Origin of the sequence: Bacillus sp. FSL W7-1034 (genome assembly GCF_038593365.1) — a bacterium.
GTDB classification, from domain to species: domain Bacteria; phylum Bacillota; class Bacilli; order Bacillales; family Bacillaceae; genus Bacillus; species Bacillus altitudinis.
In genome coordinates this window covers 110,765-132,640 of record NZ_CP151989.1, presented here as the reverse complement: position 1 = coordinate 132,640, position 21,876 = coordinate 110,765, and the positions used below count along the sequence as shown (strand labels likewise).

At 41.7% G+C, this 21,876-nt stretch carries 21 protein-coding genes and 2 other annotated features; all 21 genes read right to left on the bottom strand.

Features of this window, described 5'->3' with window-relative positions; all coding sequences use genetic code 11:
* Positions 1-144: 144 nt before the first annotated feature.
* The 21 genes from rpoC to disA all read right to left on the bottom strand — a co-directional run bounded on the left by rpoC (position 145) and on the right by disA (position 21,874).
* Positions 145-3,744: a DNA-directed RNA polymerase subunit beta' gene (gene rpoC, locus NST73_RS00695; RefSeq protein ID WP_007496298.1), complete on the bottom strand. Its 3,600-nt coding sequence runs from the start codon at positions 3,742-3,744 to the stop codon at positions 145-147.
* 61 nt (positions 3,745-3,805) lie between these two features.
* Complete coding sequence (rpoB, locus tag NST73_RS00690) at positions 3,806-7,387, bottom strand: DNA-directed RNA polymerase subunit beta (RefSeq protein WP_024425866.1); 3,582 nt, start codon at positions 7,385-7,387, stop codon at positions 3,806-3,808.
* A gap of 255 nt (positions 7,388-7,642) precedes the next feature.
* Positions 7,643-8,248, bottom strand: a complete 606-nt coding sequence (locus NST73_RS00685) for a class I SAM-dependent methyltransferase (protein ID WP_007496296.1) — start codon at positions 8,246-8,248, stop codon at positions 7,643-7,645.
* A 96-nt stretch (positions 8,249-8,344) separates the two neighbouring features.
* Entirely contained in the window at positions 8,345-8,710 is a 366-nt protein-coding gene (rplL, locus tag NST73_RS00680; protein ID WP_008345418.1) for a 50S ribosomal protein L7/L12, read from the bottom strand.
* 42 nt (positions 8,711-8,752) lie between these two features.
* On the bottom strand, positions 8,753-9,253 hold the full coding sequence (rplJ, locus tag NST73_RS00675; RefSeq protein WP_003217048.1) for a 50S ribosomal protein L10: 501 nt from the start codon (positions 9,251-9,253) through the stop codon (positions 8,753-8,755).
* A 69-nt stretch (positions 9,254-9,322) separates the two neighbouring features.
* Positions 9,323-9,463, bottom strand: a sequence feature (ribosomal protein L10 leader region).
* A gap of 46 nt (positions 9,464-9,509) precedes the next feature.
* Entirely contained in the window at positions 9,510-10,208 is a 699-nt protein-coding gene (gene rplA, locus NST73_RS00670; RefSeq protein WP_017359164.1) for a 50S ribosomal protein L1, read from the bottom strand.
* A gap of 99 nt (positions 10,209-10,307) precedes the next feature.
* Positions 10,308-10,733, bottom strand: a complete 426-nt coding sequence (gene rplK, locus NST73_RS00665) for a 50S ribosomal protein L11 (RefSeq protein WP_003216956.1) — start codon at positions 10,731-10,733, stop codon at positions 10,308-10,310.
* Between the two features lie 171 nt (positions 10,734-10,904).
* Positions 10,905-11,438: a transcription termination/antitermination protein NusG gene (gene nusG / locus NST73_RS00660; RefSeq protein WP_003217197.1), complete on the bottom strand. Its 534-nt coding sequence runs from the start codon at positions 11,436-11,438 to the stop codon at positions 10,905-10,907.
* 171 nt (positions 11,439-11,609) lie between these two features.
* Complete coding sequence (secE, locus tag NST73_RS00655) at positions 11,610-11,786, bottom strand: preprotein translocase subunit SecE (RefSeq protein WP_008345422.1); 177 nt, start codon at positions 11,784-11,786, stop codon at positions 11,610-11,612.
* Between the two features lie 34 nt (positions 11,787-11,820).
* Positions 11,821-11,970, bottom strand: coding sequence for a 50S ribosomal protein L33 (gene rpmG, locus NST73_RS00650; protein ID WP_008356502.1), 150 nt, complete (start codon positions 11,968-11,970; stop codon positions 11,821-11,823).
* Positions 11,971-12,046: 76 nt separating this feature from the next.
* Complete coding sequence (gene sigH, locus NST73_RS00645) at positions 12,047-12,703, bottom strand: RNA polymerase sporulation sigma factor SigH (RefSeq protein WP_008345424.1); 657 nt, start codon at positions 12,701-12,703, stop codon at positions 12,047-12,049.
* Positions 12,704-12,766: 63 nt separating this feature from the next.
* The gene (rae1, locus tag NST73_RS00640; RefSeq protein ID WP_007496285.1) at positions 12,767-13,279 is read right to left on the bottom strand and encodes a ribosome-dependent mRNA decay endonuclease Rae1/YacP; all 513 of its coding nucleotides are present in this window, start codon (positions 13,277-13,279) and stop codon (positions 12,767-12,769) included.
* A gap of 2 nt (positions 13,280-13,281) precedes the next feature.
* Complete coding sequence (gene rlmB / locus NST73_RS00635; protein WP_017359163.1) at positions 13,282-14,031, bottom strand: 23S rRNA (guanosine(2251)-2'-O)-methyltransferase RlmB; 750 nt, start codon at positions 14,029-14,031, stop codon at positions 13,282-13,284.
* Positions 14,015-14,446: a Mini-ribonuclease 3 gene (locus tag NST73_RS00630; protein ID WP_268412724.1), complete on the bottom strand. Its 432-nt coding sequence runs from the start codon at positions 14,444-14,446 to the stop codon at positions 14,015-14,017. The genes rlmB and NST73_RS00630 overlap by 17 nt, the downstream gene beginning before the upstream one ends.
* Before the next feature lie 3 nt (positions 14,447-14,449).
* Positions 14,450-15,850: a cysteine--tRNA ligase gene (gene cysS, locus NST73_RS00625; protein ID WP_024718297.1), complete on the bottom strand. Its 1,401-nt coding sequence runs from the start codon at positions 15,848-15,850 to the stop codon at positions 14,450-14,452.
* Positions 15,847-16,500 (bottom strand): serine O-acetyltransferase, encoded by a 654-nt coding sequence (gene cysE / locus NST73_RS00620; protein WP_017366453.1) that lies wholly within the window; start codon positions 16,498-16,500, stop codon positions 15,847-15,849. Before cysE ends, cysS begins: the two co-directional genes overlap by 4 nt.
* 81 nt (positions 16,501-16,581) lie before the next feature.
* Positions 16,582-16,811, bottom strand: a binding site (T-box leader).
* Complete coding sequence (gene gltX, locus NST73_RS00615; RefSeq protein WP_039169429.1) at positions 16,812-18,263, bottom strand: glutamate--tRNA ligase; 1,452 nt, start codon at positions 18,261-18,263, stop codon at positions 16,812-16,814.
* A 94-nt stretch (positions 18,264-18,357) separates the two neighbouring features.
* Positions 18,358-18,834, bottom strand: coding sequence for a 2-C-methyl-D-erythritol 2,4-cyclodiphosphate synthase (gene ispF, locus NST73_RS00610; RefSeq protein WP_007496273.1), 477 nt, complete (start codon positions 18,832-18,834; stop codon positions 18,358-18,360).
* 3 nt (positions 18,835-18,837) lie between these two features.
* Positions 18,838-19,527 (bottom strand): 2-C-methyl-D-erythritol 4-phosphate cytidylyltransferase, encoded by a 690-nt coding sequence (ispD, locus tag NST73_RS00605; RefSeq protein WP_008345432.1) that lies wholly within the window; start codon positions 19,525-19,527, stop codon positions 18,838-18,840.
* Between the two features lie 13 nt (positions 19,528-19,540).
* Positions 19,541-20,641, bottom strand: a complete 1,101-nt coding sequence (locus NST73_RS00600) for a PIN/TRAM domain-containing protein (protein ID WP_047946821.1) — start codon at positions 20,639-20,641, stop codon at positions 19,541-19,543.
* 153 nt (positions 20,642-20,794) lie between these two features.
* Entirely contained in the window at positions 20,795-21,874 is a 1,080-nt protein-coding gene (gene disA / locus NST73_RS00595) for a DNA integrity scanning diadenylate cyclase DisA (protein ID WP_007496267.1), read from the bottom strand.
* Positions 21,875-21,876: the final 2 nt, after the last annotated feature.

Here is a 21,876-nt window from a genome sequence, read left to right as displayed (position 1 = left end):
AATATCCTCCAAAGTAACAGGTTTTATTTTGAGCACCTTGGTTATATTATCATCATGGCAGAAGGATGTCAATATCGTTTGACAGATAATCTTGACATCCTTCACCATTTTTTGATGATTTTTATAGAAATCTTAAGAGAAAGATTACTCTACAGGAACCATATCGTCAGACGGCTGCACTTGTGAAACCGGCTTAACTTTACGGTAGTTCGGCATTCCAGTTCCAGCAGGAACAAGTTTACCGATGATGACATTCTCTTTCAAGCCAAGCAGTTCATCACGTTTTCCTTTGATCGCCGCATCTGTTAGGACACGAGTCGTTTCTTGGAAGGATGCTGCAGACAAGAATGAGTCTGTTTCAAGCGATGCTTTTGTAATACCAAGAAGAACTGGACGGCCTGTTGCAGGACGTTTGCCTTCGAATAGTACTTTTTTGTTCGCTTCTGTGAATTGGTGTACATCAAGAAGTGTGCCTGGTAATACATCTGTATCCCCTGCATCAGCGACACGCACTTTACGAAGCATTTGGCGAACCATTACTTCTACGTGCTTATCTCCGATTTCTACCCCTTGCATACGGTATACTTTTTGTACTTCATGAAGCAGATATTCTTGAACAGCTGTCATGTCAGTCACTTTAAGAAGTTCTTTCGGATCGATTGAACCTTCTGTCAGTACTTGACCACGAGTGACTTTGTCACCTTCAACAACTTTCAGACGTGCATTGTAAGGAGCTGTGTAAGAGCGAGTTTCAACTTCGCCTTGAACCACAATTTCCTGTTGCTTGTCACGAACATCGTTAATTTCAGCAACGACACCATCAATTTCAGAAATGGTTGCCTGCCCTTTCGGATTACGCGCTTCAAATAACTCTTGGATACGAGGTAAACCTTGAGTGATATCGTCTCCTGCTACCCCACCGGTGTGGAACGTACGCATTGTAAGCTGTGTTCCTGGCTCACCGATCGATTGTGCAGCGATGATTCCAACTGCTTCACCGACTTCAACGTCAGTACCAGTTGCAAGGTTACGGCCGTAGCATCGTTTACATACACCATGAGGCGTGTTACATGTAAATGCAGAACGGATCCATACTTCCTCGATTCCTGCTTCAACTACTTCAAGTGCTTTATCTTCATCAATTAGTTCGTTTTCGCCAACAATGACTTCGCCCGTTTCAGGATGAACAATTGGTTTTCTTGCAAAACGTCCGATAAGACGTTCTTCAAGTTTCTCAATAATTTCATTTCCTTCTTTAATGGACTTCGCCAAGATTCCACGGTCTGTACCGCAATCTGTTTCACGGATGATAACATCCTGCGCAACGTCAACGAGACGACGCGTGAGGTAACCAGAGTCAGCTGTTTTAAGAGCTGTATCGGCAAGACCTTTACGCGCTCCGTGAGTGGAAATAAAGTATTCCAATACGGTTAAACCTTCACGGAAACTAGATTTAATCGGAAGTTCAATGATACGTCCAGCCGGGTTGGCCATCAGACCACGCATACCAGCCAGCTGAGTGAAGTTAGATGCGTTACCACGCGCTCCAGAGTCACTCATCATGTAGATAGGGTTGACTTCATCAAGGGACTTCATCAGTTTACCTTGGATGACATCTTTAGAAGAACTCCAGATCGAAATGACTCTCTCGTAACGCTCTTCTTCAGTAATCAAACCACGTCTGAATTGCTTCATGACGTTATCTACTTTTGCTTGCGCTTCTTCGAGGATCTTCTGTTTATCATCTAATACGACGATATCAGACACCCCAACCGTAATACCCGCTTTAGTAGAGTATTTGAAACCAAGATTTTTCATGCGGTCAAGCATTTTAGATGTTTCAGTGATATGGAATCTCTTAAAGATTTCCGCAATGATTTTACCTAAAATACCTTTTTTGAACGGCGCATTGATTTCTTGTTTCTCGATCGCAGCTTTGACATCTTCACCTTTTTCAAGGAAGAAGCGGTCAGGCGTTTTTTCTTCAATATTGCTCTTTGTCGGCTCATTCATGTAAGGGAATGATTCCGGTAAGATTTCGTTAAAGATTAGTTTTCCAACTGTTGTAATCAACAATTTAGAACGCTGTTCATCAGTGAATGTCACATTCTTCAACGAGTTAGCTGCAACAGCTACACGTGTATGAAGATGCACATACCCATTTTGATAAGCTAGAAGGGCTTCGTTCGTATCTTTGAAGACCATACCTTCTCCGATAGCACCTTTACGCTCAAGTGTAAGGTAGTAGTTACCTAGCACCATATCCTGAGATGGCGTAACAACAGGTTTTCCATCTTTCGGGTTCAAAATGTTTTGAGCAGCAAGCATTAAGATACGAGCTTCAGCTTGAGCTTCAGCAGATAATGGTACGTGAACCGCCATTTGGTCACCATCAAAGTCAGCGTTGTAGGCAGTACATACAAGTGGATGCAGACGAATTGCGCGTCCTTCCACAAGTGTAGGTTCAAACGCTTGAATACCAAGTCTGTGAAGAGTTGGTGCACGGTTTAGTAAGACTGGATGCTCACGAATCACTGATTCTAAAACATCCCAAACTTCCGGCTGCACGCGCTCAATCTTACGTTTCGCGCTCTTAATGTTGTGAGCTAATCCTTTTTCAACAAGCTCCTTCATCACGAATGGTTTGAATAGTTCAAGAGCCATTTCTTTCGGAAGTCCACACTGATACATTTTCAAATGTGGTCCAACGACGATAACGGAACGTCCAGAATAGTCAACACGTTTACCAAGCAAGTTTTGACGGAAACGCCCTTGTTTCCCTTTCAGCATGTGAGAAAGAGATTTCAATGGTCTATTTCCTGGTCCTGTTACTGGTCGGCCTCTACGTCCATTATCAATCAAGGCATCGACAGCTTCTTGAAGCATACGCTTCTCGTTCTGAACGATGATGCTTGGCGCGCCAAGATCTAATAAACGTTTCAGACGATTGTTACGGTTGATGACACGACGATAAAGGTCGTTCAAGTCAGAAGTAGCAAAACGTCCACCATCAAGCTGAACCATTGGACGTAATTCTGGTGGAATAACCGGAAGTACATCAAGGATCATCCAAGACGGTTTGTTTCCTGAGTTACGGAAAGCTTCCAACACTTCAAGGCGTTTGATCGCACGTGTACGACGCTGTCCTTGAGCTGTTTTCAGCTCTTCTTTGAGTGTATCTACTTCTTTCACAAGATCGATATCTTGAAGAAGTTTGTTAATTGCTTCTGCACCCATAGCTGCTTGGAAGGTGTTACCGTATTTATCTAAATAAGCACGGAATTCTTTCTCAGAAAGAAGTTGTTTCTTCTCAAGCGGTGTGTTGCCCGGATCAGTCACGACGTAAGAAGCGAAGTAAATCACTTCTTCTAACGCACGTGGTGACATATCTAGAACAAGACCCATACGGCTTGGGATACCTTTGAAATACCAAATGTGGGAAACTGGGGCAGCCAGTTCGATATGCCCCATTCTCTCACGACGGACTTTTGCCCGTGTTACTTCTACACCACAACGGTCACATACAACACCCTTATAACGAACGCGTTTATACTTTCCACAATGACATTCCCAGTCTTTTTGCGGTCCGAAGATACGTTCACAAAAGAGACCATCTTTTTCCGGTTTCAGTGTACGATAGTTAATCGTTTCAGGCTTTTTCACTTCACCAAAAGACCAAGAACGGATTTTATCAGGTGATGCGAGACCGATGTTCATATACTCAAAATTGTTCACATCTAGCAAGGGGCCTACCTCCCTTTTAATCTTCGGGTTATACCCTAGTCACTTGCTCTAATCGTTTCTGCTATTCTTTTGTGACTGCGTCACGTTCAAGATCGACAGGTGCGAGGTCTGCAGCATCTTCGTCATTAGATAACGCTAATCCGTCTGCTTTCTTCGTTTCCTCATCGTCTTCTAAATCTCTCATTTCTATCTCTTCTTCATCGCCAGATAGGATTTTCACATCCATACCTAAACTTTGAAGTTCTTTAATTAATACTTTGAATGATTCAGGGACACCTGGTTCAGGTACGTTATCCCCTTTGACGATCGCTTCGTATGTTTTCACACGACCCACAACGTCATCCGATTTTACAGTTAAGATTTCTTGAAGTGTATATGCTGCACCGTAAGCTTCAAGTGCCCATACTTCCATCTCTCCGAAACGCTGTCCACCAAACTGTGCTTTACCGCCCAGTGGCTGCTGCGTAACAAGTGAGTATGGTCCAGTTGAACGAGCGTGAAGTTTATCGTCAACCATGTGAGCCAGTTTGATCATATACATGATTCCAACAGATACACGGTTATCGAATGGTTCACCAGTTCGACCGTCATAAAGGACTGTTTTCGCATCACGGGACATACCTGCTTCTTCAAGCGTTTCCCAAACATCTTCCTCACGCGCACCATCAAATACTGGTGACGCAATGTGGATGCCTAGGTAACGTGCAGCCATACCCATATGAAGCTCAAGTACCTGACCGATATTCATACGAGATGGTACCCCTAGAGGGTTTAACATGATATCAATCGGTGTTCCATCTGGAAGATACGGCATATCTTCTTCTGGAAGAATCTTAGAGATAACACCTTTGTTACCATGTCGTCCGGCCATTTTGTCACCTTCAGAAATTTTACGCTTCTGAACGATGTATACACGGACTAACTGGTTAACACCTGGTGGTAATTCATCTCCATCTTCACGGTTAAAGACTTTGACATCGTGGATGATTCCGCCGCCGCCGTGTGGTACACGTAGAGACGTATCACGTACTTCACGAGCCTTTTCACCGAAGATTGCATGTAATAGACGTTCTTCAGCTGTTAGTTCTGTTACACCTTTAGGCGTTACTTTCCCGACAAGAAGATCTCCGTCTTTTACTTCTGCACCAATACGGATGATTCCACGCTCGTCAAGGTTGCGTAAAGCATCTTCCCCAACGTTTGGAATATCACGCGTAATTTCTTCTGGTCCAAGCTTTGTATCACGAGCTTCTGATTCATATTCTTCAATATGAATAGAAGTGTAGACGTCATCTTTTACAAGGCGCTCACTCATAATGATCGCATCCTCATAGTTGTAACCGTCCCAAGTCATGAAGCCGACCATGACGTTACGTCCTAGAGCCAATTCACCTTTTTCCATAGAAGGACCGTCTGCAAGGATTTCTCCTTTGACGACTTCATCTCCAACACTTACAATTGGGCGCTGGTTGTAGCAAGTCCCTTGGTTAGAGCGGACAAATTTCAGCAAGCTGTATTTGTCTAGGTTTCCTTTGACTTGTTGTCCGTCAACGTCTTCATAACGGCGAACCCAAATATTCTTCGCTTCAACACGTTCTACAACACCTGGGTAACGACAGATCACAGCAGCACCAGAGTCTTTACCTGATACATACTCCATACCTGTACCAACAATCGGTGATTCCGGCTGCATCAAAGGCACAGCCTGACGTTGCATGTTCGCTCCCATTAGAGCACGGTTAGAGTCATCGTTTTCTAAGAATGGGATACATGCTGTCGCTGCAGAAACAACCTGCTTCGGCGAAACGTCCATGTAGTCAACGCGGTTTCGAGGAACAACGGTGTTTTCCCCTCTGAAACGAGCGATAATGTTATCATCGATAAACGAACCATCATCAGCTAGCTGAGCGTTCGCTTGTGCTACAACGTAGTTATCCTCTTCATCAGCTGTTAAGTAATCGATTCTCGGCGTCACTTTACCTGTTTCAGGATCAACCCGACGGTAAGGTGTTTCGATAAATCCGAAGCGGTTCACTTTCGCAAATGAAGATAGAGAGTTGATCAAACCAATGTTTGGACCCTCTGGTGTTTCAATCGGACACATACGACCATAGTGAGAATAGTGAACGTCACGAACTTCCATTCCTGCACGCTCACGTGTCAAACCACCCGGTCCAAGCGCTGATAGACGACGTTTGTGTGTCAATTCAGCAAGCGGGTTTGTTTGATCCATGAACTGAGAAAGCTGAGAGCTACCAAAGAACTCTTTGATAGAAGCGATCACAGGACGGATGTTGATCAGCTGCTGAGGTGTGATCGTGTTCGTGTCTTGAATCGACATTCTTTCACGAACAACACGCTCCATTCTGCTTAAACCAATACGGAATTGGTTTTGCAGAAGTTCACCTACAGAACGCAGACGACGGTTACCAAGGTGATCGATATCATCTGTGTCACCTACTCCATGAAGCAGGTTAAAGAAGTAACTGATTGAAGCAATGATGTCAGAAGGCGTGATGTTCTTCACAGCTTCCTCTACATATGCATTACCAATCACGTTGATCACTTGCTCGCCTTCTTGATCAGTTGGTGCATAAATCTTGATAGATTGAAGTTCTACTTCATCCTCTACTACGCCACCATTTGGATAAAGCTTTCTAAATCCGATGCCGTTTTCTAAGTATGGAAGAACTTTATCAAGCACTCTTCTATCTAAAATTTGACCTTTTTCTGCTAGGATTTCACCTGTTTCAGGATCAACTAGCGTTTCAGCCAATTTTTGATTGAATAGTCTATTTTTAATATGAAGCTTCTTATTAATCTTGTAGCGTCCAACATTTGCTAAGTCATATCTCTTCGGATCAAAGAAGCGAGAGTCTAGCAAGCTTTTCGCATTTTCAACAGTTGGCGGCTCTCCGGGACGAAGACGCTCGTAGATTTCGAGAAGTGCTTTATCGGCATTCTCTGTATTGTCTTTTTCCAACGTGTTGCGTAAGTATTCATTCTCGCCAATGAGGTCAAGAATCTCTTGATCAGAGCTGAAGCCGAGAGCACGCAAAAGAACCGTAACCGGCAACTTACGTGTGCGATCGATGCGTACATAGACTACATCCTTCGCATCAGTTTCGTATTCTAACCATGCGCCACGGTTTGGAATGACAGTCGCAGTAAAACCTTTTTTACCGTTTTTGTCTACTTTACCACTGAAATATACACTTGGAGAACGTACTAACTGAGAAACGATTACACGTTCCGCACCATTAATGATAAAAGTACCTGTGTCTGTCATGATTGGGAAATCACCCATAAACACATCTTGGTCTTTTACTTCTCCAGTTTCTTTGTTAATTAAACGAACTTTTACTCTTAGTGGAGCAGAGTAAGTTACATCACGTTCTTTTGATTCTGCTACAGGATACTTAGGATCCCCTAGGCTGTAATCAATGAATTCAAGAGAAAGGTTACCAGTAAAATCCTCAATTGGGGATATATCTTGAAACATCTCTCTAAGACCCTCATCAAGAAACCACTGATAAGAAGAGGTTTGAATTTCAATGAGATTTGGTAATTCTAACACTTCGCTTATGCGTGCGTAGCTTCTGCGCTGGCGGTGTCGTCCATACTGAACTAGTTGACCTGTCAACTGATTCACCCCTCAAATCATGCGTATTATATGTGTAAAAAGTATTTCTGTCTTTCAAATGTCAGTAAAGAAATACTTTTACAAGACAAAAGAAAAAAGGGTTTCTAAAATAAGAAAACCACATCCAAAAACAAATACCGATTTTATTAGTTTTCCCAAGTATGCATAATTTATACAAAATAGTTGTTTTTTAAGCCTATCAAGCAAAATATACACATTGGCATTTTATAATGTTAACACAGCTAGGAAACTGCGTCAAACTTTTTTAGCTTTGATAATATAGTAGCCCTTTTTTTTCATAACGACCGTCACTTCTCCAAAAAGCTGCTCTAATTTCTCAATCGCAGATGGTCCACCTTGTTTTTTCTGAATAACCACCCACAACTCACCTTCCGGCAATAAATGATCAGCACTTTTTTCAAAGATCGCATGTACTACTTTCTTCCCTGCCCGTATTGGGGGATTGGTCAGTATAGAGGCAAAAGCAGCTGATGAATGAACATTCGAGAACAAATCACTTTGATAGATGCGGACATTATCAATGCGATTATGCTTAGCGTTTTCCTTTGAAAGTTCGACTGCTCTTTCGTTCACATCAATCATATGAATGGTGCGGCCTGTCATTTCGTTTGCTAATGATAAGCCGATCGGTCCATAACCGCAACCGACATCTAAGACGTCGCCATCCAAGTCAGGTTCTTCAAAAGCTTCAATTAAAAGCCTCGAACCATAGTCGACTTCTTTCTTAGAAAACACTCCACTGTCACTTGTAAAAGTAAAGCTACGGTTTCTCAAGGTGAAGTCCCATGTCTGTTTATTGCTTTTCACTGATGGCTTTTCCGTATAATAGTGGTCACTCATGGTGAATGGACCTCCTCTGGATTCAATCGTTTCAGGAGATAAGAAAAGAAAAAGCCCGCCAGTAAAAGCGAGCTTTCCCAAAAGATTAGGCGAAGATTACTTAACTTCTACAGAAGCGCCAACTTCTTCAAGCTTAGCTTTAAGTTCTTCAGCTTCTTCTTTAGCAATACCTTCTTTAAGTGGTTTTGGAGTGTTGTCAACAAGTTCTTTAGCTTCTTTCAAGCCAAGACCAGTGATTTCACGAACCACTTTGATAACTTTGATTTTTTGGTCTCCAGCACCAGCAAGTACTAGATCAAAATCAGTTTTTTCTTCAGCAGCAGCACCGCCACCAGCAGCTACAGCTACAGGAGCAGCAGCAGTTACGCCAAATTCTTCTTCGATTGCTTTTACTAAGTCGTTTAACTCAAGTACAGTTGCTTCTTTAACTGAAGCAATGATTTCTTCGATATTTAAAGCCATTTGTAATTCCTCCATTTTAAGTTTTTTTACGTCAAGTACGCATTAAGCGCCTTGTTCTTCTTTTTGATCTGCAACTGCTTTAGTAGCAAGAGCAAGGTTACGAACTGGAGCTTGAAGAACGCTAAGCAACATAGAAAGTAAGCCTTCGCGAGACGGAAGTTCCGCAAGAGCCTTCACTTCTTCTACAGTCGCTACGTTTCCTTCGATAACACCAGCTTTGATTTCTAAAGCTTCGTGGCTTTTCGCAAATTCGTTGATGATTTTCGCAGGTGCGATAACATCTTCGTTACTGAATGCGATAGCGTTTGGACCTGTTAAGAAATCGTTTAAACCCGTTAGTTCAACTTGTTCAACTGCACGGCGAGTCAAAGTGTTTTTGTAAACTTTGAATTCTACGCCAGCATCACGAAGCTGTTTACGAAGTTCAGTCACTTCAGAAACTGAAAGACCGCGGTAATCTACGATTACAGTAGACATACTGTCTTTAAATTTAGAAGTAATTTCATCAACGACAACTTTTTTAGTATCGATTGCATTGCTCATGGTTACACCTCCTGTACATTCTTTGTGTAACACTTATACCGATCAGGCCATCACGTTCCTAACGAACGGTTCTCCATATAAAAAGCCTCCATTAAGACATGGAGGCTGTATATACAAGCATACGTTAACGTAAGACTGTGACATATACACCTCGGCGGGTTAATTAAGCCATAAGGCCCCTGCTGTCTACGGTATAAATGATTATTCTATTTTACAACATTTTGATATTATCAAAACGGTTGTGATAAGTCAAGAATTATTTTGCAGAAAAAGAAGATGGATCCACTTTCACGCCAGGGCCCATAGTAGATGTAACAGAAACGTTTTTCACGTATACACCTTTAGCCGCTGCAGGTTTTGCTTTAAGGATTGTGTCATAGATTGTTGCAAAGTTCTCAACAAGCTTTTCGTCCTCGAAAGAAACCTTTCCGATTGGCGCGTGGATGTTACCAGCTTTATCAACGCGGTATTCTACTTTACCAGCTTTGATTTCATTGATTGCTTTTTCTACTTCGAATGTAACAGTTCCTGTTTTAGGGTTTGGCATAAGACCTTTTGGTCCAAGTACACGACCGATCTTACCAACTTCACCCATCATGTCAGGTGTCGCAACGATTACATCGAATTCGAACCAGCCTTGTTGGATTTTAGTGATGTAATCAGAATCTCCAACGTAGTCTGCTCCAGCAGCTTCTGCTTCTTTTGCTTTTTCGCCTTTAGCGAACACAAGAACGCGTTGAGTTTTACCAGTTCCGTTAGGAAGTACAACTGCACCGCGGATTTGTTGATCGTTTTTACGAGGGTCTACACCCAAACGAAAAGCAACTTCTACAGTCGCATCAAATTTCGCTGTATTTGCTTTTTTTGTAAGAGAAACAGCTTCAGCAACATCATACGCTTTTGTACGATCGATCAGCTTAGCAGCTTCTACATACTTTTTACCTTTTTTAGCCATTATAAAAATCCTCCTTATGTGGTTTTAGCGGAATAACCTCCCACGAATAAGGGTTGCGAACTTGTCAAAACCAAACTCGCAACCCAACAAGACAAAAAATTAATCTTCGATGACAATACCCATACTGCGTGCAGTACCTTCAACCATGCGCATAGCTGATTCAACGCTAGCAGCGTTTAAGTCAGGCATTTTTGTTTCCGCGATTTCGCGTACTTTATCACGCTTAACAGTTGCCACTTTATTACGGTTAGGTTCACCAGAACCAGACTCAATACCAGCTGCTTTTTTAAGTAATACTGCAGCAGGTGGAGTTTTAGTAATAAATGTAAATGAACGGTCTTCAAAAACCGAAATTTCAACAGGAATGATAAGACCAGCTTGGTCAGCTGTACGAGCGTTAAACTCCTTACAGAATCCCATGATATTAACACCGGCTTGACCTAGTGCAGGTCCAACTGGTGGAGCTGGGTTAGCTTTTCCAGCAGGAATTTGCAATTTAACAACTTTTACTACTTTTTTAGCCACGAGACACACCTCCTTAAAGTCCGTGATGTGGTAATAGGGGAATCCCCCTCCCACTCAACAACTTCATTCTTTATATGAATGACGAAATAACTAGCTAGCGATCTTGAGCGAACTCAAGACGTACCTTTGCTATATTACCACTTCTATACACTCATTTCAAGCTCTTTTAAATTACAATTTATCGATCTGTGTGAACTCAAGTTCCACAGGAGTTTCTCTACCAAACATATTAACGAATACTTTGACTTTGCTTTTATCATAATCAATCTCTTCGATAGAGCCTGTGAAGTTAGCAAATGGTCCATCGATGACCTTGACTGTTTCTTTTAGTTCAAAGTCGATTTCTGTCTTGCGCTCTTCAAGTCCCATTCTCTTCAGAATGGTTTCCGCTTCGCCAGGTAATAACGCTGTCGGCTTAGAGCCTGATCCAGCTGATCCAACGAATCCTGTCACACCTGGTGTATTACGAACGACATACCAAGAATCGTCAGTCATGACGATTTCTACTAGCACATATCCAGGGAATACTTTCTTTTTCACTACTTTTTTCTTACCGTTTTTAATGTCCGTTTCTTCTTCTTCTGGTACAACAACGCGGAAAATTTTATCCTGCATGCCCATTGATTCAACACGCTTTTCCAAGTTCGCTTTCACTTTGTTCTCATAGCCAGAGTACGTATGCACAACATACCAATTCTTTTCCATTTTCGTTCAGGACTATTTAGTCCTTCCCTCCCCACATTTCGTAATGTCTATTTGACGAATCTCGAGTACCGGTAAATATTTTCAAGCAATTGAAAAAACCCGTAAAACGGGTTTTTTGGCAAGTCATATTATGATCTATTATAGCACGTTCAGCAGACCATTATTCAAGTATTAATGAATTAATTCGATTAATTGTGAGATTCCTATATCAAGAAAAGAGAAAAAGATGGCAAAAAATACGACTGTTAAAATAACAGTGATCGTGTAGCGGACCATTTCGTTTTTCTTTGGCCAGCTGACCTTTTTCATTTCTTTCCCGACACTTTTTAAGAAACTGATAATACGCATGTAAAAGACCTCCACAGATTAAAGAACGCAAATCCTACTTCGTTTCTAAATGTGTTTTATGTGAATTACAAGTCTTGCAATATTTCTTAACTTCTAATCTTTCAGCTGCTGAAGCAACACTTTTCATTGTCGTATAATTGCGGCTTCCGCAGTCTTTACAGGCTAGAGTAATCTTTTTCCTCATATTTACACCTATTTTCTCGACATCATTTCCTTAGTACCTTATCACAGTGTCGAAAAAGCTGTCAATATAGGTTTGATTAGAGACTGATCTCGCGCAGCTCTAAATATTTCTCTAATTTTCTCTTTACTCTTTGGAGTGCGTTATCAATTGATTTCACATGACGGTTTAAATCTTCAGAAATCTCCTGATAGGACCTGCCATCAAGATAAAGCACAAGTACCTTTCTTTCCAGCTCGCTTAGTAATTCACCCATTTTCATTTCAATATCATCAAATTCTTCTTTGCTAATGATTAAATCTTCTGGGTTAAGCGCTTTAGCACCGGAAATGACGTCCAATAATGTTCTGTCCGATTCTTCATCGTATATCGGCTTGTCTAATGATACATAGGAATTTAACGGGATATGTTTTTGGCGAGTAGCTGTTTTAATTGCGGTGATAATTTGGCGGGTAATACATAATTCTGCAAAAGCCTTAAATGAAGTAAGCTTGTCCTCTCTGAAATCGCGGATAGACTTATAAAGTCCGATCATCCCCTCTTGGACAATGTCCTCTCGATCCGCTCCAATCAAGAAATAAGATCTTGCTTTCGCACGTACAAAATTGCGGTATTTCGTTATTAAATAATCTAGCGCATCACTATCTCCGACATGAACCCTTTCAATGACTTGTTCATCTTCCAACTGGCAAAATTGCTCTCTGATGGACTTACCCTTGCTGTTGTTTAGATTCACTTCGATCCCCCCGACCGCACCTAGATAGAAATATTATACAATAATGGTTGAAATATCGTCAAGCTATTCCAAGTTTCCCCGCCGCCATTTTTCAAACGTTTTCAATACATCTTCTGACAATTCAATTTTGGATGCTGGTTTATCAGAAGTAATCTTTTTGACACGTGTTTCAATCTTTCGTTCAATCACTTCTATCTCTCTTAAGAGCTCTCGTGCTGACTTACGAAGTGCACCCTGTCCAAAAATCGCCCATTGTTCTGTGTAATCAGAGGTCGCCACATGAATTTGCGTCCGAATGTTATTTAAGTCTTGTGCCAGTTTTTCAATCCGCTCATCAGCCGTTTCATTTTCTCTTGTAAAGATGACCTCTACTCGGTGGTTTGTCCGCTTCTTTTCGATTCCTTTGACCATATGGGCATCGAATACGACAATGACTCGATACCCTGTATATGCTTGATATTCTGCTAAATGTTGAATCAGCACGTCTCTGGCTTCTTCAAAGCTGTTTTCTTTTAAGTGCTGCAAACGAGGCCATGCACCTATCATGTTGTATCCATCGACTAAGAGGATGTCCATCTCTATTCTCCTAACGGATAACGTTTTCGATACACTTCATACATCAATAGACTAGCGGCAACTGATGCATTTAATGAAGTGACCTTCCCGGCCATTGGCAATTTAATCAAGAAATCACATTTTTCCTTAATCAATCGGCCAATTCCTTTTCCTTCACTGCCAATGACAAGAGCGAGAGGCATCGTGCCATCAAATTGTCTGTAGTCCTGCTTCGCAGATGCATCTGTTCCTGCGACCCAAATTCCTCTTTCTTTCATTTCATCAAGAGCTCTGGAAAGATTGGTTACTTTTGCGACCGGGATATGTTCAATGGCTCCAGTAGATGCTTTCGCAACAGTTGTCGTCAAGCCTACCGCTCGTCGTTTTGGAATGACGATTCCATGTGCACCAACAGCATCGGCCGTACGCATGATCGACCCTAAATTGTGCGGATCTTCAATTTCATCTAAGATGATGAAAAATGGTTGTTCATTCCGCTTTTCAGCAATTTGATACAGATCGTCCAATTCTGCATATTCATATGCTGCTACTTGTGCAACGATTCCCTGGTGCTGACCTGTTACCATCTGATCAAGCTTTTTCCTCGGAACATACTGAATGGTGATATTTTGCTTTTTCGCGAGTTCAATGACCTGCTGGGCTTGTCCTTTTACAGTGTTTTCTGCCATCCAGAGCTTGTATAACTCCCGATCTGACTTCAGTGTTTCAATCACTGCATTTTTCCCAATCACATAATCATGTTGCTGACTCATTTGTCTTCCTCCCTGACGTTCCGATTTCAATCGCCTGACTAATCAACTCTTCTAAGCGTTCGTCCTGCTTCTCAATAAATAAATAACCCATGAGCGCTTCAAACGCTGTACTATAACGATACGTTTGAACGTCTGTGTTTTTAGGCACTGTGCCTGATTTTGCATTTCTTCCTCTTTTCAGCACCGCTTCTTCCACTTCTGTGAAAAAGCCCTTCTGCTGAAGCTCAAATAAAATAGCGGCCTGAGATTTAGCTGAAACGATTTTACTTGCACGTTTATGAAGCTCATTTGGTTTGGTCGCCCCCGTTTGGAGGAGGTGATGCCTCACGTATACTTCAAAAATGGCATCACCCATATAAGCAAGTGCAAGTCCGTTCAACTGTTTTCCGTCTTTCAGCTTTTCAAAATTCAACATGACCTATTCTCCTCTTTTCCAGCGCGTACCTTGAGGAGTGTCCTCCAATACAATATTCATGCTCTTTAACTGGTCACGAATTTGATCAGACAATGCGAAGTCACGATTCCTTCTAGCTTCATTCCGCTTCTCAATTAATGCTTCTACCTCTTCGTCAAGCGTGTGCTTTTCTTCTAGTGAGAAGCCGAGGACGGATGTGATTTCTTGGAACAAGCCAATAAATGCCTTGATCACTTCCTCGGAAGTATGATCATTTTCCATATAGTAATTCGCTTGTTTCGCTAGTTCAAATAAAACAGAGATGGCATTTGCCGTATTGAAGTCATCATTCATTTCAGAAATAAATGTCGCTCGCTGCTCTTCAATCTTTGTCAACCATTCAGTGTTATCTTCTGTGATATTCGTGCTGCTTTCAAGGCGATGATGTAAATTAGCATACGACGTTTTGAGTCGGTTAAACGCACTCTTTGTACTCTCTAGTAAGTCCATTGAGTAGTTAATTGGATGACGGTAGTGAACCGATAACATAAAGAATCGAAGGACGTCAGGATCTTGTTCTTTCACAATGTCATGCACGAGCACAAAGTTACCTAGTGATTTTGACATTTTTTCATTCTCAATATTAATATATCCGTTATGCATCCAATACTTTGCAAAAGGTTTGCCTGTCAAAGCCTCAGATTGAGCGATTTCATTTTCATGATGAGGGAAGGTTAAATCCTGTCCGCCTGCATGAATATCGATCGTATCACCTAAATATTTTTTAACCATGGCTGAGCATTCGATATGCCAGCCTGGGCGTCCTTCGCCCCACGGGCTATCCCATGAGATTTCTTGGTCCTTTGCAGCCTTCCATAAAGCAAAGTCCAGCGCATCTCGTTTCTTCTCACCTACACGAATACGGGCACCTGTCTTTAATTCATCAATCGATTGGTGAGACAGTTTTCCGTAGCCTTCAAATGAGCGTGTGCTGTAATACACGTCACCATCTGCCTCATAGGCGTAGCCTTTTTCAATCAATGTGGCGATAAACGCAATGATATCATCCATATTTTCTGTCACTCGCGGGTGAAGGTCTGCTTTTTTGCAGCCTAATGCACTGACGTCCTCAAAGTATGCTTGGATAAATCGATCAGCAATCGTTGGGACATCTTCGCCTAATTCATTTGCTGCTTTGATGAGTTTATCATCCACATCAGTAAAGTTGGATACGAAATTCACATCATAGCCGCTATATTCTAAATACTTACGTACCGTGTCATATACAATGGCAGGTCTTGCATTCCCGATATGAATGTAGTTATACACGGTTGGTCCGCATACATACATTTTGACCTTTCCTGGTTCAAGTGGGACAAACTCTTCCTTCTTACGTGTCAATGTATTATAAATATTGATTGTCATGATTGTTCTTCCTTTCTGCTCAATGAAGCCAGCTCACGTTTTAGCTTTTCCATTTCTCGCTCCAATTCTTTGAAACGATCAGAAACTGGATCTGGCAAATCTTGATGATTGAGATCACGATTGATTTTCTTTCCATTTTGAACGACCACTCGCCCAGGTATACCTACAACAGTAGAATGGTCTGGTACGTCTTTTAACACAACAGACCCCGCACCAATCTTGGACCCTTTTCCTACGGTAATGGAACCGAGCACCTTAGCACCAGTCGCAATCAGGGCATCGTCCAAAATAGTTGGATGCCGCTTTCCCTTTTCTTTCCCTGTTCCCCCTAATGTCACGCCTTGGAAAACAGTGACGTTATCGCCAATTTCACATGTTTCCCCAATCACGACGCCCATGCCGTGATCAATAAAGAACCGCCGGCCGATGGTTGCTGCTGGGTGAATCTCAACCCCTGTGAAAAACCGGCTGACCTGAGAAATGATCCGCGCAAGAAAATACAGCTTACGCTTGTAAAATGCATGCGCAACACGATGAGCCCAAATCGCATGAAGCCCTGAATAGGTTAGCACTACTTCAAGATAGCTTCTAGCAGCAGGATCTTGATCAAACACAGTATCAATATCTTCTTTCAGCATTTTGAAAAACACATGCTCCCCCCGTTCTTCCCCATCAATCTCTCTTAGGACTTGCTCTCTTTTTTGGACAAATAAAAAACGCCTCTGCCATATGACAGAGACGTTTTGAAAACGCGGTTCCACTCTGTTTAGAAAGCCCTCATTTCGCAGCCTTCTCAACTTCATCCCATAACGGAGGGTACCGCCCTTGCATACTAACATACGTGTTCCTCAAGGGTCTTGAGGGTGCATTTCCAACGTCTGCCCATAAGTCTCTTTCAGCCGGTGAAGACTCTTTCTGTGATGGACGATAACATTGTACTTCTCCCTCGCAACGATTTTCCTTATATTTGTTTAATGCGGTTTAATACCGTCTCTTTACCTAGTAGTTCAATACTTTGCGGAAGCTCTGGGCCATGCGTTTGTCCAGTGACAGCCACACGAATTGGCATGAATAGTTTCTTACCTTTATGCCCTGTTTCTTTTTGTACCGCTTTAATGGCAGCTTTGATTTCATCTGGTGTGAAAGACTCAAGACGTTCAAGCTGACCTGCAAACGAAGCCATCACTTCTGGTACTTGCTCTTCTGCAAGAACTTCCTTTGCCTCTTGATTATACTCAATTTGTTCCTTAAAGAACAACTCTGTTAACTCAACAATTTCTGCTCCGTAGCTCAATTGCTCGTGGTATAGAGAAATGAGTTTGCGCACCCACGTGTTTTCTTCTTCTGTCAGCTGCTCGCTTACCTTGCCTGCCTTTTGAAGATGTGGAAGTGTAAGTGCCACAACTTGATCAAGATCAAGTGCTTTCACGTATTGGTTATTCACCCATTTTAGTTTATGCATATCGAAGAGAGCTGGTGACTTAGAAAGTCGATTGACATCGAAAATATCGATGAACTGCTCTTTTGTAAATAGTTCCTCTTCACCAACTGGAGACCATCCAAGCAGTGCAATGAAGTTAAACAAAGCTTCTGGTAAATAGCCCAAGTTCTTATACTGTTCGATGAACTGGATAATTGATTCATCACGCTTGCTTAATTTCTTGCGGTTCTCGTTTACAATCAGCGTCATATGTCCGAACAGCGGAACATCCCAGCCAAATGCATTGAAGACCATAATTTGTTTAGGTGTATTCGAGATGTGATCCTCACCGCGAAGAATGTGAGTCATTTTCATCAAATGATCATCCACCGCTACAGCGAAGTTATACGTTGGCGTACCATCTTTCTTCACAATAACAAAGTCACCGATGCCGTCTGTTTCAAATGAAATCTCGCCTTTGACCATATCGTCAAATTTGATGATTTCTCCTTTAGGCACTCGGAAGCGGATGCTTGGCTCTCTTCCTTCCGCAATCAGCTTGTCCTCTTCTTCTTTTGATAAATGACTGCATTTACCAGAATATCGTGGCATTTCACTGCGGGCAATTTGTGCTTCACGCTCTTCTTCTAGTTCTTCAGCCGTACAATAGCACTTATATGCCAAATCTTTCGCTAGTAGCTCGTCATAATATTTTTTGTAAATATCATTACGCTCTGATTGTCTGTAAGGACCGTAGCCGCCATCTTTATCAATGCTCTCGTCCCAATCAATCCCGAGCCATTGCAGGTGGCGAAGCTGGCTTTCTTCTCCGCCTTCTACATTACGCTTTTGATCCGTATCCTCGATTCGAATAATAAATTTGCCGCCTTGACTGCGTGCGAACAAATAGTTGAAAAGAGCCGTTCTAGCATTCCCAATATGTAAATGACCAGTTGGACTCGGTGCATAACGAACACGCACTTCATTTCCCATGAGTTTAACTTCCTTTCATCTGCATCATGTTGTCTGACACCAATTTTTTATAAACGTATTTTATCATCAAAACCCATTCTCATCAAAACGGATTTTACTTTTTCTGAAGAAGTACGGTTGCTTGAGAGGCAATTCCTTCGCCTCTTCCTGTAAATCCAAGTTTCTCTGTTGTTGTTGCTTTGACATTCACCTGTGTGACATCTGCCTCAAGGGCTTCTGCGATTTTCTCACACATTGGCTGAATGTATGGTGCCATCTTTGGCTTTTGCGCCATGATCGTGCAATCGATATTCACCAGTGTATAGCCTTTTTCTTTTACAAGTGCCCACACGTGTTGAAGTAATTTAAAAGAGTCTGCATCTTTAAACTCCGGATCCGTGTCTGGGAAATGTCTGCCGATATCTCCTTCTGCAATCGCACCTAGGCAGGCATCCGCCACAGTATGAAGCAGTACATCCGCATCTGAATGCCCAAGTAGACCCTTTTCATAAGGGATCGTCACACCGCCAATAATAAGAGGTCTTCCCTCTGTTAATTGATGCACATCAAAACCTTGTCCTATTCTAAACATGTTCTAGTACCCTCTTTCCGCATCCATAATTGCCTTGGCAACCAATAAATCATCCGGTGTTGTCAGTTTAATATTGGTATAGTCTCCTTGGACAATATACACACTCTCACCGTGTAATTGTTCCACAAGACTGGCGTCATCTGTTCCAAGAAAGCCTGTCCGCTCCGCATGTTCATGCGCTTCTTTTAAAATAGAATGACGAAAAGCTTGTGGGGTCTGGACTGCCCACAAGCTCTGACGTTCAATGGTTTGTTCCACTTTGCCTTCTTGAACGCGTTTGATTGTGTCTTTCACTGGTACCGCTACGACTGCGGAGCCTTTTTCAATCGCTGCTTTAACGAGCAAGTCAATCTGTGTATGCTTAATAAAAGGCCTTGCGCCATCATGAACAAGCACGATGTCCGCATCTTGCACAGCCTTCAATCCTTCGTATACACTTTGCTGCCGTTCTTCACCGCCAGTGACAAGTGAAACAGGCGTTTGAAAAGCGTGTACCTTCAGTAGCCTTTCAAAGTCACGACGCTCTTCTTCATTGATCGCTAAGATCATGCGTCTGCATTGCGAATGAGCGTCAAACACCTTCAGTGTGTGGATGATGACCGGCATTCTTTTCAATTCAATAAAAAGTTTATTGCGGCCGGCCTTCATTCGCTTCCCCTGCCCCGCAGCCGGAATAACTACTTCATAATACATGTTCGTTCTCCCTTTAGAGCGCCTTCTCCAGAAGTTTTGGCTTCGCAAAAATCATTCTTCCAGCAGCAGTTTGCAGCACACTCGTGACGAGCACATCAATGTCTTTTCCAATATAATTGCGTCCTTCTTCGACCACAATCATCGTACCGTCATCTAAGTAAGCAACACCTTGGTTATGCTCTTTCCCATCTTTAATGACCTGTACCTTCATTTCTTCCCCAGGCAGCACAACCGGTTTGACTGCATTGGCTAGATCATTGATGTTTAACACTGCTACTTTTTGAAGTTCGCATACTTTATTTAAATTAAAATCATTTGTCACAACAACACCTGAAGTTAACTTAGCGAGTTTCACAAGCTTACTGTCAACCTCTTGAATATCTTCAAAGTCACCTTCGTAAATTTCAACTTTAATATCCAGTTCTTTTTGGATACGATTTAAAATATCAAGACCTCTTCGGCCTCTATTTCTCTTTAATACATCAGAAGAGTCTGCAATATGCTGTAATTCCTCGAGTACAAATTGAGGAATGACCATCACACCTTCTAGGAATCCAGTTTGACAAATATCTGCGATTCTTCCATCAATGATAACACTTGTGTCTAAAATTTTCAGCTTTTTATCTTCTATTTCAGGTTCATCATCAGCTGCTCCTTTTTTCTTTGTGACCTTTGCAGATCGGGAGAACAGCCCCATCATTTCATCCTTCTTCTTAAACCCTACCTGAAATCCAAGGTATCCTAAAAAGAAAGCCAGGAAAATCGGAATAATGGTACCAAAAATATGATATGGGATATTGTTTAGCGGGATCACGTTTACAATAAGATATGCTAGAATAAGTCCAAATACTAAACCGAAACTTCCAGATATAAGATCAGGAAGAGGCGCCTTCAATAGAGAATCCTCGATCCATTTCACCCAATTAACCACATAGCCTGTGCACCATTTACCAATGATAAAGAACACAGCGGCTCCTATTAGTGCTGAAGAGTAAGCATTTGTTATGAAAGGTATGTCCTTCAAATTTAACAGCAGAAATAACTCTGGAATGATAAAAATCCCTACAACTGCACCGAAAATGATAAAAAACGCCTGAACGATTCTTTTTAACATACCTTCACCTCCTTTATTTTTCATCTGTCAATCCACCTTCATCTGACATTGATATATGCTTAAGTTTCCTATCATCATGAACAGAAAACAAAACCATCATTAATATACCCATATTCATCCATTTTTAACCGTATTTAAGAAAAATTTCTCTTTTTATAGCTGACGGTCGATATAATGTTTTTCTTGCAGTCTTTTTAATCCTTTTTTTATCTTTTTCGCCCTTACTTCTCCAATTCCTTCTACTTCATCCAAATCTTGTACATCTGCTTCCATAATTCGATCTAGCACACCAAATGCTTCGACCACGTTTTCAACGATTGGCATAGGCAGTCTAGGGATTTTATGAAGTAATCTGTATCCTCTAGTGTATACATATTCGTCAATATTTGTAGATGCTGGATAGCCAAGTAACTTGTACAAAATGGAGTCATCTAAAAGCTCAAAACTCGACATATCTTGGAGCTGTTTCAGCAGCACATATGGATCTTTGATCTTTTCTTTCACGTAATCTTTAATAAATAACGCCGCTTCCTGCTCCATATCTGTAATCAGCTCATTGACTTGCAGACGGATCAAGTGTCCTTCTGTCCCAAGCTCTTTGATATACATATTGATTTCATTTTTGATTCTAAGTACCATTTCATAACGATGTAGCACGGATAATACATCACCAAAGGTCACAAGCTCTTCAAATTCTAAGGCGCTTAACGCAGAAATGGCATGATCTAAAATGGTTTTATATTTCTCAAGTGTTTGTATCGCTTGGTTGGCCTTCGTCAAAATAAAACCAATATCTTTCAGCGTATATCGTCGATTCCCTTGGTATAAGGTAATGACGTTCCGACGTTCAGAAATGGCAATGATTAAGCAACCTGTCTGCTTTGCTACACGTTCAGCCGTTCGGTGTCTCATGCCTGTTTCTGATGAATGAATGGTTGCATCCGGCATAAGCTGTGTATTCGCATACAAGATTTTTTGACCAGAGTCACTTAAAATAATCGCCCCATCCATTTTCGCCAATTCATATAAATGTGCTGGGGAGAAAGCAGAATTAATATGAAATCCTCCATCTACCACACTTTTCACTTTATCATTATAACCAACAACAATGAGCCCTCCAGTATTGGCTCTTAGGACGTTTTCAATCCCTGCCCGCAGGGGTGTCCCCGGTGCCACAAACTGGACAATATCTAAGAGATCGACTTCTCTCGCTCCTTTTTTCTCTTTTTCCATTT